This is a genomic window from Corallococcus sp. bb12-1, from assembly GCF_026626765.1.
Taxonomy (GTDB): Bacteria; Myxococcota; Myxococcia; order Myxococcales; family Myxococcaceae; genus Corallococcus; species Corallococcus terminator.
In genome coordinates, this window is sequence record NZ_JAPNJZ010000003.1 from 330,428 (window position 1) to 352,118 (window position 21,691).

General features: G+C 68.5%; 9 protein-coding genes. 5 read left to right on the plus strand and 4 right to left on the minus strand.

Features of this window, described 5'->3' with window-relative positions; all coding sequences use genetic code 11:
• The first annotated feature begins 3 nt into the window (after positions 1–3).
• The 5 genes from OV208_RS08990 (at position 4) to OV208_RS09010 (ending at position 16,491) form a co-directional block, all read left to right on the plus strand.
• Positions 4–8,400: a non-ribosomal peptide synthetase gene (locus tag OV208_RS08990; protein WP_267573403.1), complete on the plus strand. Its 8,397-nt coding sequence runs from the start codon at positions 4–6 to the stop codon at positions 8,398–8,400.
• A 33-nt stretch (positions 8,401–8,433) separates the two neighbouring features.
• Complete coding sequence (locus OV208_RS08995) at positions 8,434–11,244, plus strand: type I polyketide synthase (RefSeq protein ID WP_267573404.1); 2,811 nt, start codon at positions 8,434–8,436, stop codon at positions 11,242–11,244.
• A 32-nt stretch (positions 11,245–11,276) separates the two neighbouring features.
• Complete coding sequence (locus tag OV208_RS09000) at positions 11,277–12,293, plus strand: patatin-like phospholipase family protein (protein ID WP_267573405.1); 1,017 nt, start codon at positions 11,277–11,279, stop codon at positions 12,291–12,293.
• A gap of 224 nt (positions 12,294–12,517) precedes the next feature.
• Positions 12,518–14,179: a signal recognition particle protein gene (ffh, locus tag OV208_RS09005; RefSeq protein ID WP_267573406.1), complete on the plus strand. Its 1,662-nt coding sequence runs from the start codon at positions 12,518–12,520 to the stop codon at positions 14,177–14,179.
• A 416-nt stretch (positions 14,180–14,595) separates the two neighbouring features.
• Complete coding sequence (locus OV208_RS09010) at positions 14,596–16,491, plus strand: Ig-like domain-containing protein (protein ID WP_267573407.1); 1,896 nt, start codon at positions 14,596–14,598, stop codon at positions 16,489–16,491.
• Between the two features lie 34 nt (positions 16,492–16,525).
• Here OV208_RS09010 and OV208_RS09015 read toward each other — a convergent pair whose 3' ends face one another.
• The 4 genes from OV208_RS09015 to gltJ all read right to left on the minus strand — a co-directional run bounded on the left by OV208_RS09015 (position 16,526) and on the right by gltJ (position 21,649).
• Positions 16,526–17,626, minus strand: a complete 1,101-nt coding sequence (locus tag OV208_RS09015; RefSeq protein ID WP_267573408.1) for a TIGR04552 family protein — start codon at positions 17,624–17,626, stop codon at positions 16,526–16,528.
• A gap of 86 nt (positions 17,627–17,712) precedes the next feature.
• Positions 17,713–18,240: a toxin-antitoxin system YwqK family antitoxin gene (locus OV208_RS09020; RefSeq protein WP_267573409.1), complete on the minus strand. Its 528-nt coding sequence runs from the start codon at positions 18,238–18,240 to the stop codon at positions 17,713–17,715.
• Positions 18,241–18,430: 190 nt separating this feature from the next.
• Positions 18,431–19,324, minus strand: coding sequence for a hypothetical protein (locus OV208_RS09025; RefSeq protein ID WP_267573410.1), 894 nt, complete (start codon positions 19,322–19,324; stop codon positions 18,431–18,433).
• A 234-nt stretch (positions 19,325–19,558) separates the two neighbouring features.
• Positions 19,559–21,649 carry an adventurous gliding motility protein GltJ gene (gene gltJ / locus OV208_RS09030; protein WP_267573411.1) on the minus strand — a complete coding sequence of 697 codons (2,091 nt, stop codon included), beginning with the start codon at positions 21,647–21,649 and terminating at the stop codon, positions 19,559–19,561.
• Between the last annotated feature and the right edge of the window lie 42 nt (positions 21,650–21,691).

The following is a 21,691-nucleotide window of genomic DNA, read 5'->3' on the forward strand; positions in this document are numbered from 1 at the left end:
CCCATGTCCGCCGACACGCTGGAAGAAGCCTTCTCCTTCGCACCGTCCTTCGCGCAGGAGCGCCTCTGGTTCCTGGACCAGATGGAGCCGGGCAACCCGTTCTACAACATCCCTTCACCCCTGCTGCTGACAGGCCCGCTGGACCTGGAGGTGCTGCGCGCGAGCCTCGGCGAGCTGCTGCGCCGCCACGAATCCCTGCGCACCACGTTGATCCGCGAGGAGGGCCGGCCCGTCCAGCGCGTGGCCGCCGAGCCGCGGCTGGCCCTGCCCGTCACCAGCCTGGAGCACCTGCCCGAAGCCGAGCGCGGCGCCGAGGTGAAGCGCCGGGTGGGCGAGGAGGGCGCGCGCCCCTTCGACCTGGAGCACGGCCCGCTACTCAGGGCCCGCGTGCTGAAGCTCTCCGGCACGTCCCATGTCCTGCTGCTGGTGATGCACCACATCATCTCCGACGGGTGGTCCCTGGGCGTGCTGCTGCGGGAGCTGGCCACGCTCTACGGCGCCTTCGCCCAGGGCGCGCCCAGCCCGCTGCCGGAGCTGCCCATCCAGTACGCGGACTTCGCACACTGGCAGCGGGAGTACCTGGCCGGCGAGGTGCTGGAGAAGCAGCTGCGGTACTGGAAGCAGCAGCTCACCGGCGCGCCGCCCCTGGCGGCCCTGGCCACGGACAGGCCCCGCCCGGCGGTCCAACGGTACCGGGGTGAGGCCGAGCCCATCGAACTGCCTCGCGCGCTCACCACCGCGCTCAAGCAACTCAGTGACAGCTCTGGCGCCAGCCTCTTCATGACGCTGCTGTCCGGCTTCTCCGTCCTGCTCTCCCACTACGAGGGGAGCGAGGACATCGTCGTGGGCTCGCCCATCGCCAACCGCACGCGCGCGGAGCTGGAGCCGCTCATCGGCTTCTTCGTCAACACGCTGGCGCTGCGGGTAGACCTCTCCGGGGACCCCCGCTTCACGGAGCTGCTGCGCCGGGTGCGCCAGCTGACCCTGGACGCCTACGCCCACCAGGACATGCCCTTCGAGCGGCTGGTGGAGGTGCTGCGTCCGGAGCGCAGCCTGAGCCACAACCCCATCGTCCAGGTCGTCTTCGCCTTGCAGAACGCCCCCGCGCCCGGCGTGGAGCTGCCGGCGGGCTTGCGGATGAGCCAGATGGAGTACGACAGCGGCTGGGTGCGGTTCGATCTGGAGCTGCACCTCTGGGAGACGCCGACAGGGCTGGGGGGCCGCTGTCTGTACAACACGGACCTGTTCGACGCGGCCAGCATCCAGCGGCTGCTCGGCCACTACCGCAACCTGCTGGAGGGGCTCGTGGCCCAGCCCCAGGCCCGGGTCTCCGCGCTGCCCATGCTGACGGCCGCCGAGCGGACCCAGCTGCTCGACACGTGGAGCGGCACCCGGTCCGCGCCTGCTTCGGGAGACTGCATCCCGGACCTCTTCAGCGCGCGGGCCCTGGCCGCGCCGGAGCGCGTGGCCTTGAGCCTCGGCACGCGACAGCTCACCTACGGGGAGCTCGAAGCCCGCTCCAACCAGCTCGCGTGGCACCTGCGGACGTTGGGGGTCGGTCCGGAAACGCCCGTGGCGCTCCAGGTCGAGCGCTCGTTCGAGATGGTGGTGGGGCTACTCGGCATCCTCAAGGCGGGGGGCGTCTACGTCCCGTTGGATCCAGCCGATCCTCCCGCGCGTCGGCGGGCGCTGCTCGAACTTTCGGGCGCATCCCTCATCCTCACGCAGCAGCGGCTGGCCGCCCCGCTGCGTGACACCGGGGCCCGGGTGCTCCTGCTCGACGAAGCGGACGGAGCGCTCGCGTCCGCCCGCCAGGACCGCTTCCCGGTGTCCCTCCACCCGGAGCAGCTGGCGTACATCCTGTTCACCTCGGGCTCCACGGGGGAGCCCAAGGCCGTGTGCGTGCCCCACCGGGGCGTGGTCCGGCTCGTCAAGGACGCGGACTACGTCCGGATCCACCCGGACGACGTCTTCCTCCAACTGGCGCCGCTGGCCTTCGACGCCTCGACCTTCGAAATCTGGGGCAGCCTGCTCAACGGCGCCCGGCTGGCGCTCATGCCGCCCCATGCGCCGACGCTGGAGGAGATCGGCGCGGCCCTCCGCCAGCACGGGGTGTCGATCCTCTGGATGACCGCGGGCCTGTTCCGCGTGATGGTGCAGGAGCGCCTGGAAGATTTGCGGCCGGTGCGCCAACTGCTGGCGGGCGGTGACGTGCTGCCGGTCGCCGAGGTCCACCGGGTCCTGGAGTCGCTGCCGGGCTGCCGTCTCATCAACGGCTACGGGCCCACCGAGAACACCACCTTCACCTGCTGTCATCCCATCACCCGGCGGCCCACTGGCGCGGTGCCCATTGGCCGCCCCATCTCCCAGACCCACGTCTACGTCCTGGACGCGAACCTGCGGCCCGTTCCTCCCGGGCTGGTGGGGGAGTTGTACGCGGGGGGCGAGGGCGTGGCGCGCGGGTACCTGGGCCGTCCGGACCTCACCGCGCAGGCCTTCGTGCCCCACCCCTTCAGCGACGTGCCGGGTGCGCGGCTGTACCGGACAGGAGACCTCGCGCGGTGGCTTCCGGACGGCACGCTCGCGTTCGTCGGCCGCGATGACGGACAGGCGAAGCTGCGCGGCTTCCGGATCGACCCGGGCGAAATCGAGAGCCTGCTCGCGCGCCACCCGGCCGTCAGGCAGGCCGCGGTCGGGATTCGCGAGGACACCCCGGGCGACAAGCGGCTGGTCGCCTACGTCGTCCCCGAACCGGACCAGGGCCCGCCAGCGGAGGCTGTCCAGGGGCTCGTCGCGGACCACGTGTCCGGCTGGCAGAAGCTGTTCGACCAGACCATCTACGGCAACGAGCAGGCAGCGCCGGATCCGCTCTTCAACACCCAGGGCTGGGTGAGCAACTACGACGGGCAACCGCTCCCCGTGCCGCACATGCGCGTCTGGGCGGAGGACATCGTGGGACAGGTGCGCGCGCTGCGGCCGGAGCGCGTGCTGGAGCTCGCCTGCGGCACCGGCATGCTGCTCTTCCAGTTGGCGCCCCACTGCGCGAGCTACGTGGGGACGGACTTCTCCCAGGTGTCGCTGGACTACGTGCGGCGCCAGGTGGAGTCCCAGGGCACGCGCTTCGCGAACGTGCGGCTGGAGCGCCGGCTGGCGGACGACTTCCAGGGCATCGAGCCGGGCTCCTTCGACGCCGTCATCCTCAGCTCGGTGGTGCAGTACTTCCCGGACATCGACTACCTGTTGAAGGTGCTCGAAGGCAGCCTCCGCGCCGTGCGCGAAGGGGGCTTCATCTTCCTGGGCGACCTGCGCGACTTCACCCTGCTGGAGGCGTTCCACACGTCGGTGCAGCTCCACAAGGCGGAGCCGCACGTCGCCGCCGGGGAGCTCGCGCGGCGCATCCGCAAGCAGGTGGCGCAGGAGACAGAGCTGACGGTGGACCCCGCCCTCTTCCCGGCCCTGCGGGCCCGGTTCCCGGAGATAGGCCAGGTCCAGGTGCGGTTGGAGCGGGGGCGCGAGCACAACGAGCTGACCCGGTTCCGCTACCACGCCGTCCTGCACCGGGGCGCCGCGGCCCGCGCGGACGCGACGCCGGAGACCCTGTCCGCGTCCGTCGGGCTCGACGCCCTGGGCGAACGCCTGCGCCAGGGCGCGCCCGACGGGCTGCGCGTGCTGGGGCTGCCCAACGCCCGCCTCCAGCCGGAGCTGCGGGCCCTCCAGGAGCTGTCGTCCCCTGCCGGCGCCCGGACCGTGGAGGACCTGCGGCGAGAAATCGAGGCCGCGCCCCCAGGCGTGGACCCCGAGGACCTCTGGCTCCTGGGCGAACAGCTCGGCTACGACGTCGCGCCGTGCAAGTCGGACGCGGAACCGGGCCGCTTCGACGTGCTCTTCACGCGCCCGGGCCGGGCATCACGCTCCGCCGAACACCTGCCGCTGACGGCCGGCCCCGCGCACCCCAGGCCCTGGAGCGCCTACGCCAACCGGCCGCTCCAGCCCCGGACCCATTCGCACCTCTTCCAGCAGCTCAAGGACCACCTGGAGCAACACCTGCCGCGCTACATGGTGCCCGCGGCGTTCGTGGTGATGGACGCGCTGCCGCTCAACGCCAACGGCAAGGTGGAGCGCGCGGCGCTGCCCATCCCCGAGCTGCCCCAGGCCACGAGCGAAGCGCAGGTCCTGCCCCGCGACGCGACGGAGCAGACGCTCGCCACGCTCTGGGTCGGCCTCCTCGGGCTGTCCCAGGTGGGCGTGCACGACGACTTCTTCGAACTGGGCGGCCACTCGCTCCTGGCCACGCAACTGCTGTCCCGGATGCGGGAGCGCTTCCACGTCGAGCTCCCGCTGCGCAGCCTCTTCTCCGCGCCCACCATCGCCAGGCTGGCCGTGCTGGTGGAGGCGGCCCTCCAGGAGCAGCGAAGCAGCCAGGGTGCCAGTGCCCAGGAGCCGCTGCCCACGCTCGTCGCGGACCTGGCGGGGCTGCACGAGCCCTTCCCCCTCAATGACATCCAGCAGGCCTACTGGCTGGGACGCGGCGAGGCGTTCTCCCTGGGCAATGTCGCGGCCCACGTCTACTTCGAACTTGAGTGCGAGGCGTTGGACGTGGAGCGCTACGCCCAGGTGTGGCGCCAGCTGATCGCGCGGCACGACATGCTGCGCATGATCATCACCCCGGACGGCCGCCAGCGGATCCTTGAGAAGGTGCCCCCCTTCCAGCTCGCCACCCGGGATCTGCGCGACCTGCTCGAAGCGGAGCGCGCCGCGGTCCTGGAGGACGTGCGCCAGGAGCTGTCCCACCAGGTGCTCGCGACGGACCGCTGGCCCCTCTTCGACATCCGGGCCAGCCTGCTGGGCGGGGAGCGTGTCCGCCTCCACCTGAGCTTCGACGCGCTCATGGCGGATGCCCACAGCCTCTCGCTCCTCTTCCGCGAATCCTACGCCCTCTATCGCCAGCCGGAGCGGTCCCTGCCGCCGCTGGAGGTGTCCTTCCGGGACTACCTGCTCGCGGAGGAGGCCCTGCGAAACACCCGCGCCTGGCAGCGCTCGCGGGACTACTGGTGGAACCGCCTGGACACGCTGCCCCCGGCCCCCGAACTTCCGCTGGCCAGGAACCCCGCGACGCTGGAGCAGCCGCGCTTCCAGGTGCACCAGGAGCGGCTCGCGCCCGACGTCTGGAAGCGCCTGAAGGCGCGCGGCCAGGAGGCGGGGCTGACGCCCTCCGGACTGCTCCTGGCCGCGTTCTCGGAGCTGCTCGCGACGTGGAGCCGGCGCGCGGACTTCACCCTCAACCTCACCCTGTTCCGCCGGCTGCCGCTGCACCCCCAGGTGAACGACCTCGTCGGAGACTTCACCTCGCTGGTGCTCCTGGCGGTGGACACCTCGCGCCCCGGGCCCTTCCAGGAGCGGGCCCGGGCCATCCAGCAGCGGCTCTGGGAGGATCTGGAGCACCCCTACGTCAGCGGCATCGGCGTCCTGCGGGAGCTCAACCGCCGGCAGGGAAACCTGCCCGGCGCATCGACCATGCCCGTGGTCTTCACCAGCACGTTGGGGCTGGAGTCGCTCACGCCCGGCGCGGAGGTGTTGGAGGAGCTGGGCCGGCCGTTGTTCGCCAGCAGCCAGACGCCCCAGGTGTGGCTGGATCACGGCGTGACGGAGCGCGAAGGCGCGCTGCTGCTGATCTGGAGCGTCGCCGAGGAGCTGTTCCCCCCCGGGATGATCACCTCCATGTTCCAGGCCTACGGCGCGCTGCTGCGAAGGCTGGCGGACTCGGAGGCCGCCTGGCGCGAACAGCGACCCCTCCTGCTTCCTCCAGAGGAGCTGGCGGCGAGGACGGCTGCCAACGCCACCTCGGTGCCCCTCGGCGCGGAGCTCCTGCACACCCAGGTGCTCGCGCAGGCCCGGCGCACCCCCCAGGCCACCGCCCTCATCGCGCCCTCACGCACGCTGAGCTACGCGGAGCTGGACGCACAGTCGGCCCGGCTGGCCGCGAGGCTCCGGGAGCAGGGCGCGCGCCCCAACCAGTTGATCGCCGTCGTCATGGACAAAGGTTGGGAGCAGGTCGTGGCGGTCCTCGGCATCCTCCGCGCCGGGGCGGCGTACCTGCCGCTCGATGCCCGGCTCCCAGCGGAGCGCCTGCGTGGGCTGCTGGAAGACGCCGGCGTGGAGCAGGTGGTGACCCAGCCATGGATCGCCGAACGCGCGGCGTGGCCCGCCACGCTCCGGACCGTGCGGGTGGATGAGGGCCTCTCACGCGGCGAGCTTCCTTCGCTCGGAGCGCCGCTCCAGGGCCCGGAGGATCTCGCCTATGTCATCTACACCTCGGGCTCCACCGGCAGGCCGAAGGGCGTGATGATCGACCACCGGGGCGCCATCAACACGGTGCTCGACATCAACCGGCGCTACGGGCTCGGTCCCGAGGACCGGGGGCTGGCGCTGTCCTCGATGAGCTTCGATCTCTCCGTCTGGGACGTCTTCGGCGTGCTGGCGGCGGGCGGCGCGCTCGTCCTCCCCGAGTCGAATGAACACCCGGATCCGGACCACTGGGCGGAGCGCGTGGCGCTCGAGCACGTCACGGTGTGGAACTCGGTGCCCGCGCTGATGGAACTCTACCTGTCCGCGCTGGAGCGGCGCCAGGAGCAGGCCCCCACCTCACTGCGGCTCGTGCTGCTGAGCGGCGACTGGATCCCGCTGAGCCTCCCGGGCCGGCTTGCGGCCGTGGCGCCCGGGGCCCGGGTGATCAGCCTGGGAGGTGCCACCGAGGCCTCCATCTGGTCCATCGCCCATCCCATCGAGCGCGTCGACCCGGCCTGGCAGAGCATCCCCTATGGCCGCCCCCTGGCGAACCAGCGCTTCCATGTCCTGGACGCCGGACTCCACCCCCGGCCAAACGGCGTCGCGGGCGAGCTGTTCATCGGCGGCGTCGGCCTGGCGAAGGGCTACTGGCGCGATGAACAGAAGACCCGCGAGCGCTTCATCACCCATCCGGTGACGGGCGAGCGGCTCTACCGGACCGGAGACCTCGGGAGGTACGCAGCGGACGGCACGCTCGAGTTCCTCGGCCGCGAGGACGCGCAGGTGAAGGTGAACGGGTTCCGGGTCGAGCTGGGGGAGATTCGCGCGGCCCTGCTCGAACACCCGCGCATCAAGGACGCCGTCCTCACCGCCAACGGCGAGCGCTTCGAGGCCAAGAAGCTGGCCGCCTACCTCGTGCTGAAGGAAGACGGCGGACAGACGCCCGCGAAGCAGGAGGACGCGCACGCTGGAGGCATTGCCCTTACGGGTGGGGACCGTCCGCGCGAGGACTTCTTCCGGCGCCGCAGCCACCGACGGTTCGACCCCGCCGCGCTGGAGGCGGAACAGCTCGGGCGGCTGCTGGGCGCGCTGACCGCGCACCGGGCCCCGGGGCCGCGCGGGCCCAAGTACCGGTACGGCTCTCCGGGAGAGCTCTACCCGGTGCGGACCTACGTGTTCATCAAGCCGGGCCGCGTGAAGGGGCTGTCCGCGGGCACCTACCTGCATGACGCCGCCAGCCACCAGCTCATTCCCCTCTCGGAAGGCTGGACGGGGGACTCGGACAGACCGCTGGTCGCGCCAGACAACCAACCCCTGCTCGACGGCGCGGCCTTCTGGCTGTTCCTGGTGCTGGACCGCCAGGCCAGCACGCCGAAATACGGGGACATGGCCCTGCATTACGGACTCATCGAGGCGGGTCTGATGACCCAACTTCTGGAGTTGGAGGCAGCGGATTGCGGGCTGGGGCTCTGCCAGCTTGGGAGCCTGGATGTGGAAGTGATTGGCTCCCGACTGCGGTTGGACGGGCGGCACGCCATCCTCCACTCGCTGCTCGGAGGACGGGCGCTCCCGGGGGAAGCCGTCGCGACCGCCTCAGGAAACCCGCCGGAGCGTGCGCCCTCGACGGGGGGACTGGAGCAGGAGCTGCGCGTCTTCCTTTCCACGCGGCTGCCCGACTACATGATTCCAGCCACCTTCACGCCGCTGGACGCGCTGCCTTTGACGCCCAACGGCAAGGTGGACTTCAAGGCCCTGCCGGAGCCTTCGCAACCGCCCTCCGCCTCGCGGGTCCGCGTCGCGCCGCGCAATGAATTGGAGGCGCGACTGGCGCAACTGCTGACCCAGGCATTGGGCATCGACAACCCTGGCGTGTACGAGAACTTCTTCGAGCTGGGCGCCCACTCGATGCAGCTTGTCAGGTACCATGAGCACATCCGCGAGGCATTGCAGCTGGACTTCCCCTTGGTGGAGATGTTCCACCATCCCTCGCTCAGCGCACTGGCGGAGTTCCTGTCGCGCCCCACCGAGGAGGACCGCGACGTCGAGGCGTCCGACGAAAGAGCCGAGCGCCGCAAGCAGCTCCAGCAACGTCGTGGCCGTCCCCGCGGCAGGTAGTGCCCGCCCCACCGTCCTTCGAGAGACGTCCGAATGAAGCCCACCTCCGTCCCCCAAGCTCCAGACCTGTCCGATGACGCTGACGCGCAAGGCCACGGCGTCGCCATCATCGGCATGGCCTGCCGCTTCCCCGGGGCGCGCACCCCGGCGGAGTTCTGGGACAACCTGGCGCGGGGGGTGGAGTCCATCACCCGCTTCACGCCCGAGCAGCTTCGGGAGGCCGGCGAGTCCGCCGAACTGCTGAAGCACCCGCGCTACGTTCCGGCCGCGCCCATCCTCGACGACATCGATCAATTCGACGCGGGCTTCTTCCGCTTCAGCCCGGCCGAGGCCCGGGTGTTGGATCCCCAGCAACGCTTCTTCATGGAAGTCTCCTGGGAGGCGCTGGAGCACGCGGGCTATGTGCCGGAGTCCTTCCCGGGCACCATCGGCGTCTACGCGGGCTCCAGCACCAGCCAGTACGCCAGCCTCATCCGCCCGGGGAGCGCGGAGGCCGCCAACCCCTTCGCCCTCTTCGGCAACGACAAGGACTACCTGACGACGCAGCTGTCCTACCGTCTGGATTTGAGGGGCCCCAGCCTCGGAATCCAGACGGCCTGCTCCACGTCGCTCGTCGCGGTGCACCTCGCCTGCCAGAGCCTGCTCGGCGGCGAATGCGACCTGGCCCTGGCGGGCGCGGTCTCCATCAGCGTGCCCCACCTGCGGGGCTACGTGCATGAAGAGGGCAGCAGCGTGTCCCCCGAGGGCAGTTGCCGGGCCTTCGATGCGAAGGCGAACGGCACCCCCTTCGGCAGCGGGCTGGGCGTCGTCATCCTCAAGCGCCTCTCGGAGGCAATCGAGGATGGGGACACCATCCACGCCGTCATCAAGGGCTCGGCGCTGAACAACGACGGAGCCCTCAAGGTGGGCTTCGCGGCGCCGGGTGGAGACAGTCAGGCGCGCGTCATCCGCGAAGCGCTGGTCGTGGCGGACTGCGAGCCCGCGTCCATCTCCTACGTGGAGGCCAATGGGACGGGCACGCCGCTGGGAGACACGATTGAAGTCTCCGCGCTGAACCGGGCCTTCGGGCTGCCCGCCACCGCGCGCGACACCTGCGCGCTGGGGTCGGTGAAGACAAACATCGGGCACCTGTCGGTCGCCTCGGGCATGGCCGGGCTCATCAAGACGGTGCTGGCGCTGGAGCATCAGCAGGTGCCCGCCAGCCTGAACTTCGACAGCCCCAATCCACGGCTCGACTTCGCGCAGGGTCCCTTCTTCATCAACACCGCGCTGAAGGACTGGCCCGCCCCCCGAGGCCCGCGACGGGCCGGCGTGAGTGCCTTTGGCATTGGCGGCACGAACGCGCACCTCATCCTCGAGGAGGCGCCTCCCGCCACGGAGTCCGCTCCTGCCCGGAGCCAGCAACTCCTGCTGCTCTCGGCCCGTTCAGCCCAGGCCCTGGACGCGGCCGCCTCCCGTCTGGCCACGCACCTGGAGCAACACCCCGGACTTCCGCTGGAAGGGGTGGCGCACACGCTGCACAGAGGCCGCCGCCACTTCGATCACCGGCGCGCCGTGGTGTGTGGCGACAGCCGGGAGGCAAGCCAGGCGTTGAGGCGGACGGTGACGGTCACCCGGTTGCCACCGGAGCCGCCGCAGGTGCACTGGCTGCTTCATGGCGGGGGCACGGCCGCGCTGGAACTGGGCCGAGCGCTCTACCCGGTCGAAGCACGCTTCCGCGAGGCCGTCGATCGCTGCGCGTCCATCGTCGGGCGGCTGCTGGGCCGGGATGCGCGCACGCCGTTTCTCGGGACCTCGAAGGCCGCAAGCGTGGAGCCGTGGTTCGAACACCTGGCCCCGGGCATCGTCGCCTACGGGCTGGCCCAGGTGTGGAGCGCCTGGGGCGTGCGGCCCGCGAGCATCGTCGCCTACGGCTCCACCGAAGCGGTGGCCGCCAGCCTCGCGGGAATCATGTCCCTGGAAGACGCCCTGGCGTGGACCTGCGCGCGCAACCCCGCGCTCCAAGGACAACCGTCCGAACGCCCCCCGAGGCTCACGCCCCCGACGCTGCCCCTGCGCATCGGCCGGCAGCGCGAGTGGCTCACCGAGGAGACGGCCACGCTTCCGGGCACCTGGGCCCGCCCCTGGGGTGAACCCAGGCCTTCGGAGGGCGACCTGCGGGCACTCCTCCAGGAGCGCCAGGGCGTCATCCTGTGCCTGGGGCCGCTCGCGGACGACGTGCGGCTCGCGGGAGAGCCCCGGCTGCTGGCCCCGTCCGCCAGCACCGCGGACCGCCACGCCGCCGAAGCGGACCTCCTGGGCTGCGCGGGGCGGCTCTACGAATGGGGCCTGATGCTCGACGGACAGGCGCTGTACGCGGAAGCAGCGCCGCGCCGCCTGCCGCTGCCCACCTACCCCTTCGAGCGCCAGCGCTTCTGGGTGGAGTCTCCCCCCGCCCCCACCACCACGGTCCCGGAGGCAGCGGAGCTCCCCCCCGTGACGTCGGGGACCACCGCGCCCCTGCGCTTCCGTTCGCTCGCGCAGATTGAACATGCGCTCACGGTCCTCTGGAAGGATCTGCTCGGCGCCGAGCAGGTGACGCCGAGGAGCAGCTTCGCGAGCCTGGGAGGCTCATCCCTGCGCATCACGGAGCTGCAGCGAAGGCTGGGTGCCACCTTCGAGATTGAAGTCCCGCTCGCCGTGCTCATGAGGGATCCCTCCCTCGCGGAGCTGTCCGTGGCGGTGCTGTACCGATGTCTGGGCAACAGCCAGCAGGGCCTGCTCGCCCACCTGCAGGAGCTCTCGGATGAGGATGCCGAGCAGTTGCTGCACCACGGCCAAGGCCTCGAAAGAAGCCAGCGTTGAACCCCCTTCCCGCGCCAGAGAGGTAGCCCACCATGACCACGAAGCGACCCAAGGCAATCCTGACCATGGATGGAGGAGGCCCCAACAACCTCCTCACCACCCTGCTCCTGCAACGCATCGAGAACGCGCGGCCGGGGTTCCTGCAGGGGATCGATGTGATCTCCGGCACCTCCTCGGGCAGCGTGACGACGTTGATCCTCGGCGCGAGCGAGGACCGCGTGGCCGGCATCAACCAGGCCGTCAGCGTGATGAAGGACTCCACGTCCACCATCGGTCCGCACCCGCTCCCGCAGGCGTTGCTCGGGCTGACGGGGACGGCCCCCTTCATCTGTAACAACCAGGCCCAGGAGTACTTCGGCAACCTCTTCCAGGGCCTGACGATGAAGGACCTGCACCTGCCGACGATCATCCCCGCCTTCCAGCTCGACAACCAGGCCCAGTTGGAAGCCAACCGGGCCTGGCGTCCGGTGCTGCTGCACAACCTGGAGTCCATCCCGTCCGCGACGCCGGATCTGCTGGTGGTGGATGCCTACCTGCGGACCACGGCGGTGCCCATCATGATGCCGCCCTACCAGGGCTTCATCGACGGCGGCTACTTCGCGGACAACCCCGCCATGGCGGCGCTGGCCCTGGTCGTCGAACAGGCGAGGCGCGCCACCGGCAGGTCCCGGCGCAACGCCATGGGGGACGTGATGATCCTCTCGGTGGGAACGGGGCGAAACCCCCTCTACCTGGAGACGACGAAGGAGAGCGAGCCCTGGGGCTACCTCAAGTGGCTCCTGGATCCCGCCAACCCGTTCGCCGCGCTGACGGCGGTCTTCGACGGCTCGCAGGAGTTCGTCGACTACCTGTGTGAGTCCCTCCTCGAACCCGAGGCCTACTTCCGGCTCGACCCCCCGCTGTCCATCCAGATCCCGAGCCGTGACGCCCTGGCCCTGGAGAACCACCAGCACCGCTCGCTGCTCGACAAGCTGGAGGACATCGCCATGGCGGTCCCGCTCGGGCCGGTGCTCGCGTGGCTGGACCAGGCCCAATGGTGCCGCACTTAAGCGACCTGTAGCGCGTGCCAGGGCCCCGCACAGGGGCCCGGGCCCGGCCCCCACGGCCGGAGGGCAGGTGCGCCGCACCGCGTGGAGCAGGTGGTCCCTGGCGCCCCCGGACGGCCCGAAACGGGTCGGGGCGGGTGGGGAAGTCCCTCGATTCCTCCACTGCTGGACGGCCGGGGCCTCCGTGGGCGTCGCATCCGGCGGGGCCCTGTTATAAAGCGCCCCCCATGCTTGAGACCGTCACCAAGGGCTTCCGGGCCGCCAAGAACCGCCTCGCCGGCAAGAGCGAACTCACCCCCGACCTGGTGGACGAGTCGCTGCGAGACATCCGCGTTTCCCTGTTGGAGGCCGACGTCGCCTTCGACGTGGTGAAGAAGTTCGTCGCCCGCGTTCGTGAGAAGGCCGTGGGCGAGGTGGTGCAGACCACCGTCACGGACGCCGGGGGCCATAAGCGCCGCGTGAGCGCGATGGACCACTTCATCAAGATCTGCCACGACGAACTGGAAGCCTTGATGGGGCCGGTGGACACGAGCCTCCACCTGAAGCCCAAGGGCCAGTTGTCGGGCATCATGATGGTGGGCCTCCAGGGCTCCGGTAAGACGACGACGACGGGCAAGCTCGCCAGCCGGCTCCTCCAGGAAGGGCGCAAGCCGCTGCTGGTCGCGGCGGACATCTACCGGCCGGCCGCCGTGGATCAGCTCAAGGTGCTGGGCGAGCGGCTGAAGGTCCCCGTCTACCACGAGCCCGGCTTGCAGCCGCCGGAGCTGGCGAAGCGGGGCTACGCGGCCGCGCGCGAGCAGAAGTGCGACGTGGTGCTCATCGACACGGCGGGTCGGCTCGCCATCGACGAGACGCTGATGGCGGAGCTGGAGGCCATCAAGTCCAACGTGCAGCCGGACACCATCCTGCTGGTGTGCGACGCGATGATTGGCCAGGACTCGGTGCGCACGGCGACCGAGTTCGACCGGCGCCTCACGCTGGACGGCTTCATCCTGACGAAGCTGGACGGTGACGCGCGTGGTGGCGCGGCGTTGTCCATCAAGGAGGTGACGGGCAAGCCCATCAAGTTCCTCGGCATGGGCGAGGGGATGGACAAGCTGGAGGAGTTCCGTCCGGAGGGCCTCGCGGGCCGCATCCTGGGCTTCGGCGACATCGTCGGCCTGATGAAGGACTTCGAGAAGGTCGTCGACGAGAAGAAGGCCGAGGACGACGCGCGCAAGCTGTTGTCCGGCCAGTTCTCGATGAAGGACTTCGTCGAGCAGATCCGCATGGTCCGCAAGATGGGGCCGCTCAAGGACCTGCTGGAGAAGTTCCCGCTCTTCGGCGACCTCACGGAGCACCTGAACCCGGACGAGAAGGAGCTCACGAAGATCGAGGCGATGTACGACTCGATGACGCAGAAGGAGCGCCTGCGTCCGGACCTCATCAACACCAGCCGCATCAACCGCATCTCGAAGGGCAGCGGGCGCAAGCCGGAAGAGGTGAAGGAGCTGCTGCAGAAGTTCGGGATGATGCAGCAGGTGATGGGCACCATCGGCCAGAACCCGGGCCTGCTGGGCCGCATCCCCGGCTTCAAGCAGTTGGGGCAGTTGGGCCAGATGAAGAACATGGACCTGGGCAGCATGTTCGGGAAGGACCCGAAGGCGCTGGAGAAGGCCATGGCGGGGCTGGGTGGGATGGGTGGGATGGGCGGAATGGGCGGAATGCCCATGCAGTTGCCCCAGATTGCCCCGGGCTACACGCCCCCCATGGGCCAGGCCGCGATGGCCAAGGCCCGCCTGATGGGCTACGCGCCGCCTGCGGTGGGCAAGACGGAGGATCGCGACGCGCTCAAGGAGCGCCGCAAGAAGGAGAAGGAGAACAAGAAGAAGAACCGCAAGAAGAAGTAGTCCGCTTCAGCGGTGTCCGATGTTCCCCTGCCCGCCCGTCCCCACCGAATCCCGGGGGCCGGCGGGCAGACGCATTTCCAGGGACGGAGCGACCGGCCATCTCGCCGGTTGGATGGATATCCCCCGCCCCGGATGCCCATGGCAATGTGCCGGGCTGGGACCGACCGGAACATCCCTTGCACAAAGCGCCCCCCATGCCCCGTCTGAAACTCCTGATGTTGTTGAGCTGCGTAGGGTTCGCCCCTGCCTGCATCGAAATTCCGCCCATTGAAGAGCCGGTGGGCGACTCCCAGCCGGATCCCAACGCCGACTTCACGCTCTCCGTGGTTTCCGCCCAGGAACAGGTCCTTCCAGGGGGAACGTTGGGCTGTGAGGTCCAGTTGCTCTGGACTGGGGAGAAGGGAGGAGACGTCACGTTGAGCCTCCCCAACCCTCCCGCCGGAATCCAGCTCCAGCCGGCCACCCTGTCCTCGGGGGAGACGCGCGCGCAGCTGAGCATTGGCATCGGGACGTCCACGGCGGCGGGGACCTATTCGCTGACGATCCAGGGCAGGAGCGGTGCGGTCACGAAGCAGGCCACGCTCGGTGTGACGGTCGGGAAGGCTGGCGATCTGGTCGTGAACTGGGTCGTACCGACGCCCGGCAAGGCCTACACCCGTGGGCCGCTGCTGCTCCAGTTCGCGGTGGAGGGAGGCTCGGCGGAGGCCGTGGAAATCCTGAAGGACTCCAGTGTGCTGGCGAAGCCGACTGGAGCGCCCTTCTCCTTCACCTGGGACACGACCCAGGAGGCGGAGGGCACCTACCAGCTGTCAGTCCGCGCGACCCGTGGCGGTGCCACGTTCATCAGTGCTCCGCGCACGGTGGTGGTCGACCGGACGGCTCCGACGGTGAGTTCCTTCCTGCCCGCCAGGAATGCGGCAGCGGTGGGGGTGAACGAGTCCATCCAGGTCACGTTCAGCGAGCCCATGAATCCGCGCACGCTGACGGAGGAGTCGGTGCAGCTCACGGCGAGCGACAGTGCCCCCATCTCCAAGTCCATCAGCCTCTCCGCAGACGGCAAGACGGTGAGCGTCACGCCCCTCGAGCCACTGGTGGCCCCCAACACCATCCACGTGGAGTTCACGAACCTCGTGGGCACCGTCATCACGGACCTCGCAGGCAACGAAGTGGTCGAAATGCCGGCTTGGTCGTTCTCGGTGCCGACGTGGGTTCCCCTGGGAGGGGCCGTCAGTGCGGTCCCGGGCAAGACTTCGGCGGAAGGCGTTGTCTTGAAAATGGACCTTAACGGCCAGCCTGTCATTGCCTGGGCCGAGTCGGATGGAACGGTGAAGAACATCTACGTCGCGCGTTGGACGGGTTCCAACTGGCTCATGCTGGGAGCGCCCTTGAGCGGTCTGGTCGCGGCGGGAACTGACGCGGCGAACCCGAGTCTGGCCATCGACTCCGCGAACCAACCGATTGTCGTGTGGGACGAAGCCACGGGTGAGGGGATGGGACGCCGCTTGTTCGTCAGGAAGTGGGCGGGAAACACATGGAACGCGCTTCCATCCATTCCCATCGTAAGCAGTTCAGAGCAGCTCGCGAAGTCAGCCCAGCTGCTCATCGACGCCAATGACAACCTGATTGTCCATGCGATCGAACAGAATCCGAACAACGGAATTGTCATGGGCTTCAAGCTCCCCACTGGAGGCATCGACTGGATCGATCTGCATCCAGCACAGCCGGCCAATCACTTCCAGGCAGGGAGTCTCTCCGTAGCGGCAGCAGGCTCAAATGTCTTCACGGCCTACACAGCCTATGACGATGCGACCTCACGCAGAGCAGTCGTTGTCCTCCCAAACGATGCGCCCCCCCTGGGTGGGATTGCCATTGGACAGTCCACCTACACACCCACCATCGCCGTCGACATGAATGCGCGCCCATGGCTCGCGTGGGTCCAATCGAACTCTTCGGATGCCTTGTCGGACGGGTCGATCTCCTGGGCCCTCTGGGAAGGCACCCAGTGGAGCACCCCTGCCGTCGTCAGCTCCGCATCCACGGGCAACGCTCACCCCAGCATCGCACTCGGGGTGGGGAGTCCCCACGTCCTTGCATGGAGCGGAGTCCTGGGATCCGAACGGAGCATCCTCGTCCGCCAATGGGTGGACGACACCTGGAAACCTCTCGGTGGGCCCTTGAGCGCGCTGACGACCGCGGGAACGCCCGCCTTCGCGCCGTCCGTGGCGATGGACAGGAGCGCTCGGCCCGTCATCGCCTGGACTGAATCCGACGCCACCGCCGCGAGTGTCTACGTCTATCAAACCAATCATTGAGCCCGGCTCCGCGCGGGGCTGAATGACAGCGTACTCAGCCCTGACGCTTCGGTACGACCAGGCCTCTGCTCAAGCGGTTGAGGACGCGCCGCTTCTGTCGGCGCTTGTAACTTTCGTGGGCATTGTCCCCGACCTCATTGCGACGGGCCGTTTCCTCATCCGCGATCTGGAACTCGACCAAGGCAAAAGTGACGCGACCTTTGCGAGGGCGGGTATCCTCGTCAGGGAGAGGAAGATACGGGTCCATTCGCAGGGGGAGATCCACGACGAAGTTGAGGACCTGATAGGAACTGCCCGAGAAAGCATTCCCAGTACGGTCTTCGCGATCCTCGAAGTCCCGATCGAGATGCATCTGAGGGATGAACTGCTCGAAATGGGGATTCTCTGCGAGGAGCCCCTTGAACGGCAGAAGCGTATTCTCCGTCTGCCCAGGGACGACGAAGTTGAATGGGAACAAGCGCTGCGTGAGGAAGTAAAGCACCGGCAGGACGTCCGCACGTGTGCGAGTGATGACTCGAAACCGCGTGCGGTCATAGACCTGCGCCGCCACGGTCTCCTTCTTCGCAATCAGCTTGGTGACCAGTGACTCGCGCGTCTTGATGGAGTGGGCGAACTCCACGATAGGGAGCCCCCGTTCCATCATCTCACGTGCGACGCCCAGCACCTTCTCCGTGACCATCTCCGCCAGTTCGGCCTCTGAAGCAGCCAAGCGAAAGAGCAGGTCTCGTCCCTCAATGTGCTGGATGACGTGCATCACCTTCAGGACAATGCAGGCGATCCGCCGATATCGCGCGAGTCCCTTTGCCCCCGAGGCAAAGAGGAAAAGATCGTGGAGTTCCTGGGGCTGGGCAACTGCGTCCGCCACCCTGTAGTCGAAGGTCTTACGAAGGTACTCCACTGCATCCGCAAGCACCGTGCGGGCCCACGCGTCGTCAAAGGGGCGCGAAACGTCGAGCTGGCAGAGACGGAGGAAGCGATCCACTTCATCACGTGACTGGAAGTGCATGCGTCGCCAGTCGATGACGGATCCACCTCGCAAGATGAGGCGGATGCGCTCAAGCTCGCGCAATCCCATCTGCGACACCGTGCAGATAGGAATAGAGGACAGAACTGGAGCAAGCGAAGGGGCCTTCACACCTACGTTCCTACCCGGACCGAAGGCCGAGGGAAAGCCCTTCGACGGCTTCCTCTGGAGAGCAGGAAGCCGTCTTCACCAGGGAGCTACTTCGCCGAAACGGGCTGTCCGTTCTCGAAACGCTGAGCGCTCACAAGCTGGCCATTCCGGTATTCGGACTCGGCAACCTTCTGCCCATCCTCAGCGAAGGCAACTGCGACACCATTCTGCATGCCCTTGGCCCAGCGATCCTCGGACTGCTTCTTGCCGGTGGCGAAGAAGTGCGTCCGGCGCCCATCGTAGTTCCCGTTGGAGAATTCAATCTCTTCCGTCTTCACTCCATTCGCATCGAAGAAGGTCCAGAGGCCCGACTGACCGCCGTCCGAGTGCTGTCCAACGGCCTTCTTCTGCCCATTCGGATGGTAGCTGACGTAGGGGCCGTGCGCGATAGGCAGGCTCGCCTCGGTCTTGTTCTTCACGCAGAACACACCGCGGTCAGTCATGGTCGCACGACCACCAAACTGCTTCGTCCCCGCCGGGCAGGCCAGCTTGACATCGTCAGTCTTGTCGGCAGCCATCGCAGGGCCACCCACAGCCAGGCACAGGGCAAGAACGCGGAACGTGACTTTGGACATGGTCTCTTTCTTTCCAGAAGTTGGGAAATGTCTCGAACTTCCACTCAAGAAAACGCGGGACACCCGAATAAATTCAAGTCGCTCCCGAGCCTCTGGATGAAGCCCTCAATGAACGAGGCCCTGCTCCCGCGAGAACCGGGAACAGGGCCTGCTGGACCCGCTCAGAGGCCCAGTTGCTCGCTGGACATGCCTACTTCGTCAGCGTCGCGCAGTAGCCGTTACCGCCGGTGAAGTAGAAGCCGAGGACAACCTGATTGAAGTCCTTGTCGACGCAAAGGTTCACCGACAGGGAGGCGCTTCGAGAATCAGTCGACCGCTGGTAGCCATTGCTGAGCGGCACGCCGTTCTGCTCACCACCAGTAGTCCGAACGTAGAAGAAGCCATTCAGCCCTTCCTTGGTCGCAGGGAGGTCAGCGTTCTTGGAGTAGAAGGACACACGGGCCTTCACGGTCTGAGCCGTCGTATCCGTACCGCAAGCCGTGCCGAAGATTTCCTTCGTCACACTGTAGATGATGTTGCCAGTGCCCGTGGCCGGATCAAAGCTGGCGGCCGGCTTGCCCTGAAGATTGGAGCAGGTCGGAGCAGGAACCGCCGCGCAGGTGGTTCCGCCGCAGGAGCTGCCGTACGCGCAGGTCGACTGGCCCTCGCCGGAGCAGGCCGTCGGCCCGACGGGGGGGATGCACGCGCCGGTGCTCGTGTTGCAGGTCTCGCCCGTGGCGCACTCGCTGTCCTTGGTGCAGCCGGTGCTGGTGCCGGGCTCTTCGCAGCGCTTGGACACGGTGCCACAGACCTGGCCCGTGGTGCCGTTCTGCGAGTTGCAGAGTTCAGAGGTCGCGCACTGGCAGACCTTCGCCGTGTTGGTCGAACCAGAGAGAGGGGCGCAGTTCTTCTCGGCGTCCGGGCAGTCCGAGCCGCTCTCGCAGGTGTCCATGCACACGCGGGCAGCCGTGTTGCAGAAGCCGGAGGCGCAGTCGGTGTCGGACGAACACGACTCGGTCGCCGTCGTCTCATCACCACAGGCGGTCAGCGCAAAGCTCATCGTGCTCACCGCGGCGAGCATCACCATCATCTTGCGAAGCTGCATTCGGAACTTCCTCCTGGATTGGTACGTCGCCCGGTGCCTCCGGCCACAACTGCAGGCACCGGGTATTGAAGTCGAGCGGGCTTTAGTCCCCTCGCTCCAGACGTGTCAACGAGTGTCGACCGACCTTCCAACGACACCGCCCAGTGGAAATTCACTGTTCACGAAAGCGCACAATCCCGCCGCACGTCACAGCGACATCGCCGTCAGATATGACGGCGATGTCGGTGTTTCGTTTCAGAACGTGAACGGGAAGTCGATGGGGTCGCCCTGCTTCTGGTGCTTCGGGAAGGACCACCCCTTGATGAGGCCGGTGATGCAGGTCGCCATGTAGCTCTTGCTGAACTCATCCGTGCGGCACGACACGCTGCTCGTCTTGCCACTCGTCTGCACCGTCCAGCGCATCACCAGCTTGCCGCTGAGGGACGGATCCTTCGCCTTCTGCTCGTTCACGCACTTCACGATGGAAGGCTTGTTGTTCAGCACGACCTGCATGATGTCCGACTGCTGGAGGCGCTCCAGCGTGCCGCCGCCAGGCTCAGGCGGGATGTAGGCCGTGGCCGTCGTCTTGCCCGTGGGCTTCGTGGTGGCCGGCGTCTTCTTCGTGCCGAACAGCTCATCGAAGTCGTCGTCCCCACCCCCGGAATTCGACGAGGACGCCGCCGAGGGCTTCGACACGGTGATGGCCTCCTCGTCATCCTCACGCTGGTTGTTGCGGCTGCCACTGTTGCTGGAGCCCGTACGACGCGTGTTGCGCGGCTCCACCTTCGCCACCGCCGTCGCCATGTTGGGCGCCGTCGCCGGAGGAGGCGTCACCACGGCGGGAGGCGGCGTCACCGCCGCCACGGCGGGCGGGGTCCCCGCGGGAGTTCCCGCCGCCACGGGAGCGACTGCGGCAGGGGTCCCCGCAGGAGCACTGTCCGTCGGTGGGGTGGCGGGCGCGGTCGCCGCGACAGCCGCAGGCGCAGGCTGCACCACCGCGGGAGGCGGCGGCATGGGCGGAAGCTCCGCCGGGCGCGTCTGGGCCACCGCGACCTGGGCCGGTGGGTCCACGGGGCGGTCGGACGAATTGCCACGCGCGACGTAGACGACCGCGGCGCCCGCGATCACGAGCACCCCCGCCGTCACCGCGACCATCATCCCCGTGCGGCCCTTGCCGCTCGTGGGCGGCGCCGCGGGCGGCGGATAGGCCGCGGGATAGCCCGGAGGCGGATAGCCCTGCGGCTGCTGCCCGTAGGGCATCTGCGCCTGCTGCTGCGGATAGGCCTGGGGCTGCGGTGCGTACTGCTGCACCGGCTGCTGCGGCGCATAGCCCTGCTGCGGATAGGCCTGGGGCGCGGCCATCCCCGGAGCGGCGCCCATCATGGCCACGGGCATCGCGGGAGACGACTTCGGCTCCGGCGGCGGCATGGGAACATCCAGGAGCCGTGACTGCGACAGCGGCTCGCGATCCAGCGAGGGCGCCGGACGCGGAGGCGGCTTGGTGAGGGCGTCGTTCTCCTCCTTCACCAGCGAGGCCAGCACGCTCGCGGCCGAGGGCTTCCAGCCCACCGGCTCATCCGGCGCGCTGGAGCCACCGCCCACACCCGGACGGTTGCTGCCCGCGCTGAAGGCGGACTCCACCGGCCCCGCGGCGATCGTCGGCGACGACGTGGACACCGGCGCGGGAGCGACGATGACCGGCTTGGCCGGACGCGGCGCCAGCACGGAGGCCAGCTCCGCCGTCTCCGACAGGGGAATCCAGTCGCTGAAGCCCGAACGCCAGCAGAGGTTGTCGGGGCCCACCTCGCCCCGGTCCCAGGCGTCCTTCACCTTCTCCACCGACCAGGGACCCACCTGCTTCTCGTCGATGGCGACGTACCACTCGTGCAACGTCGCGGCCTTCGCGTCGTCTGGCGAGGGCTCGGCGGCCTCGGCCTCGGCGAGCTTGCGCACCGTCTCGGCCTTCGCGGCCTTCACGGCTTCGGCTTCCGCGTCGCGGGCCTGCGCCTTCTGCGAACCGGTGCTCAGCACCTGGTCGAAGACGGCGCCAATCTCATCCTCTTCGACGTCGGTGAAGAGGCCGCCTTCGGGCGGCGTGCCCAGCGTGGCGGGCAGCCCCGTGCCGGACTGCTCCACGATGCGTGGCGCATTGGAGTCCGCGGCGCCGCTCTTGGCTTCCGTGGATGCGGGGGTGTCCGCCCCTCCCTCCTTCCCCGCCGATGCTCCGGCGGGCCTCACCAGGATGGTGTGACCACACTTCTTGCAACGAAGCTTGACCCCCTTCGGGCCAATCTTGTCGTCGCTGATCATGTACTGCGCGCGGCAGCTGTCGCAGACGAAACGCATCGTTCCCGTAAGCCTCAGAAATGACGGGCGAAATCCCGTCGG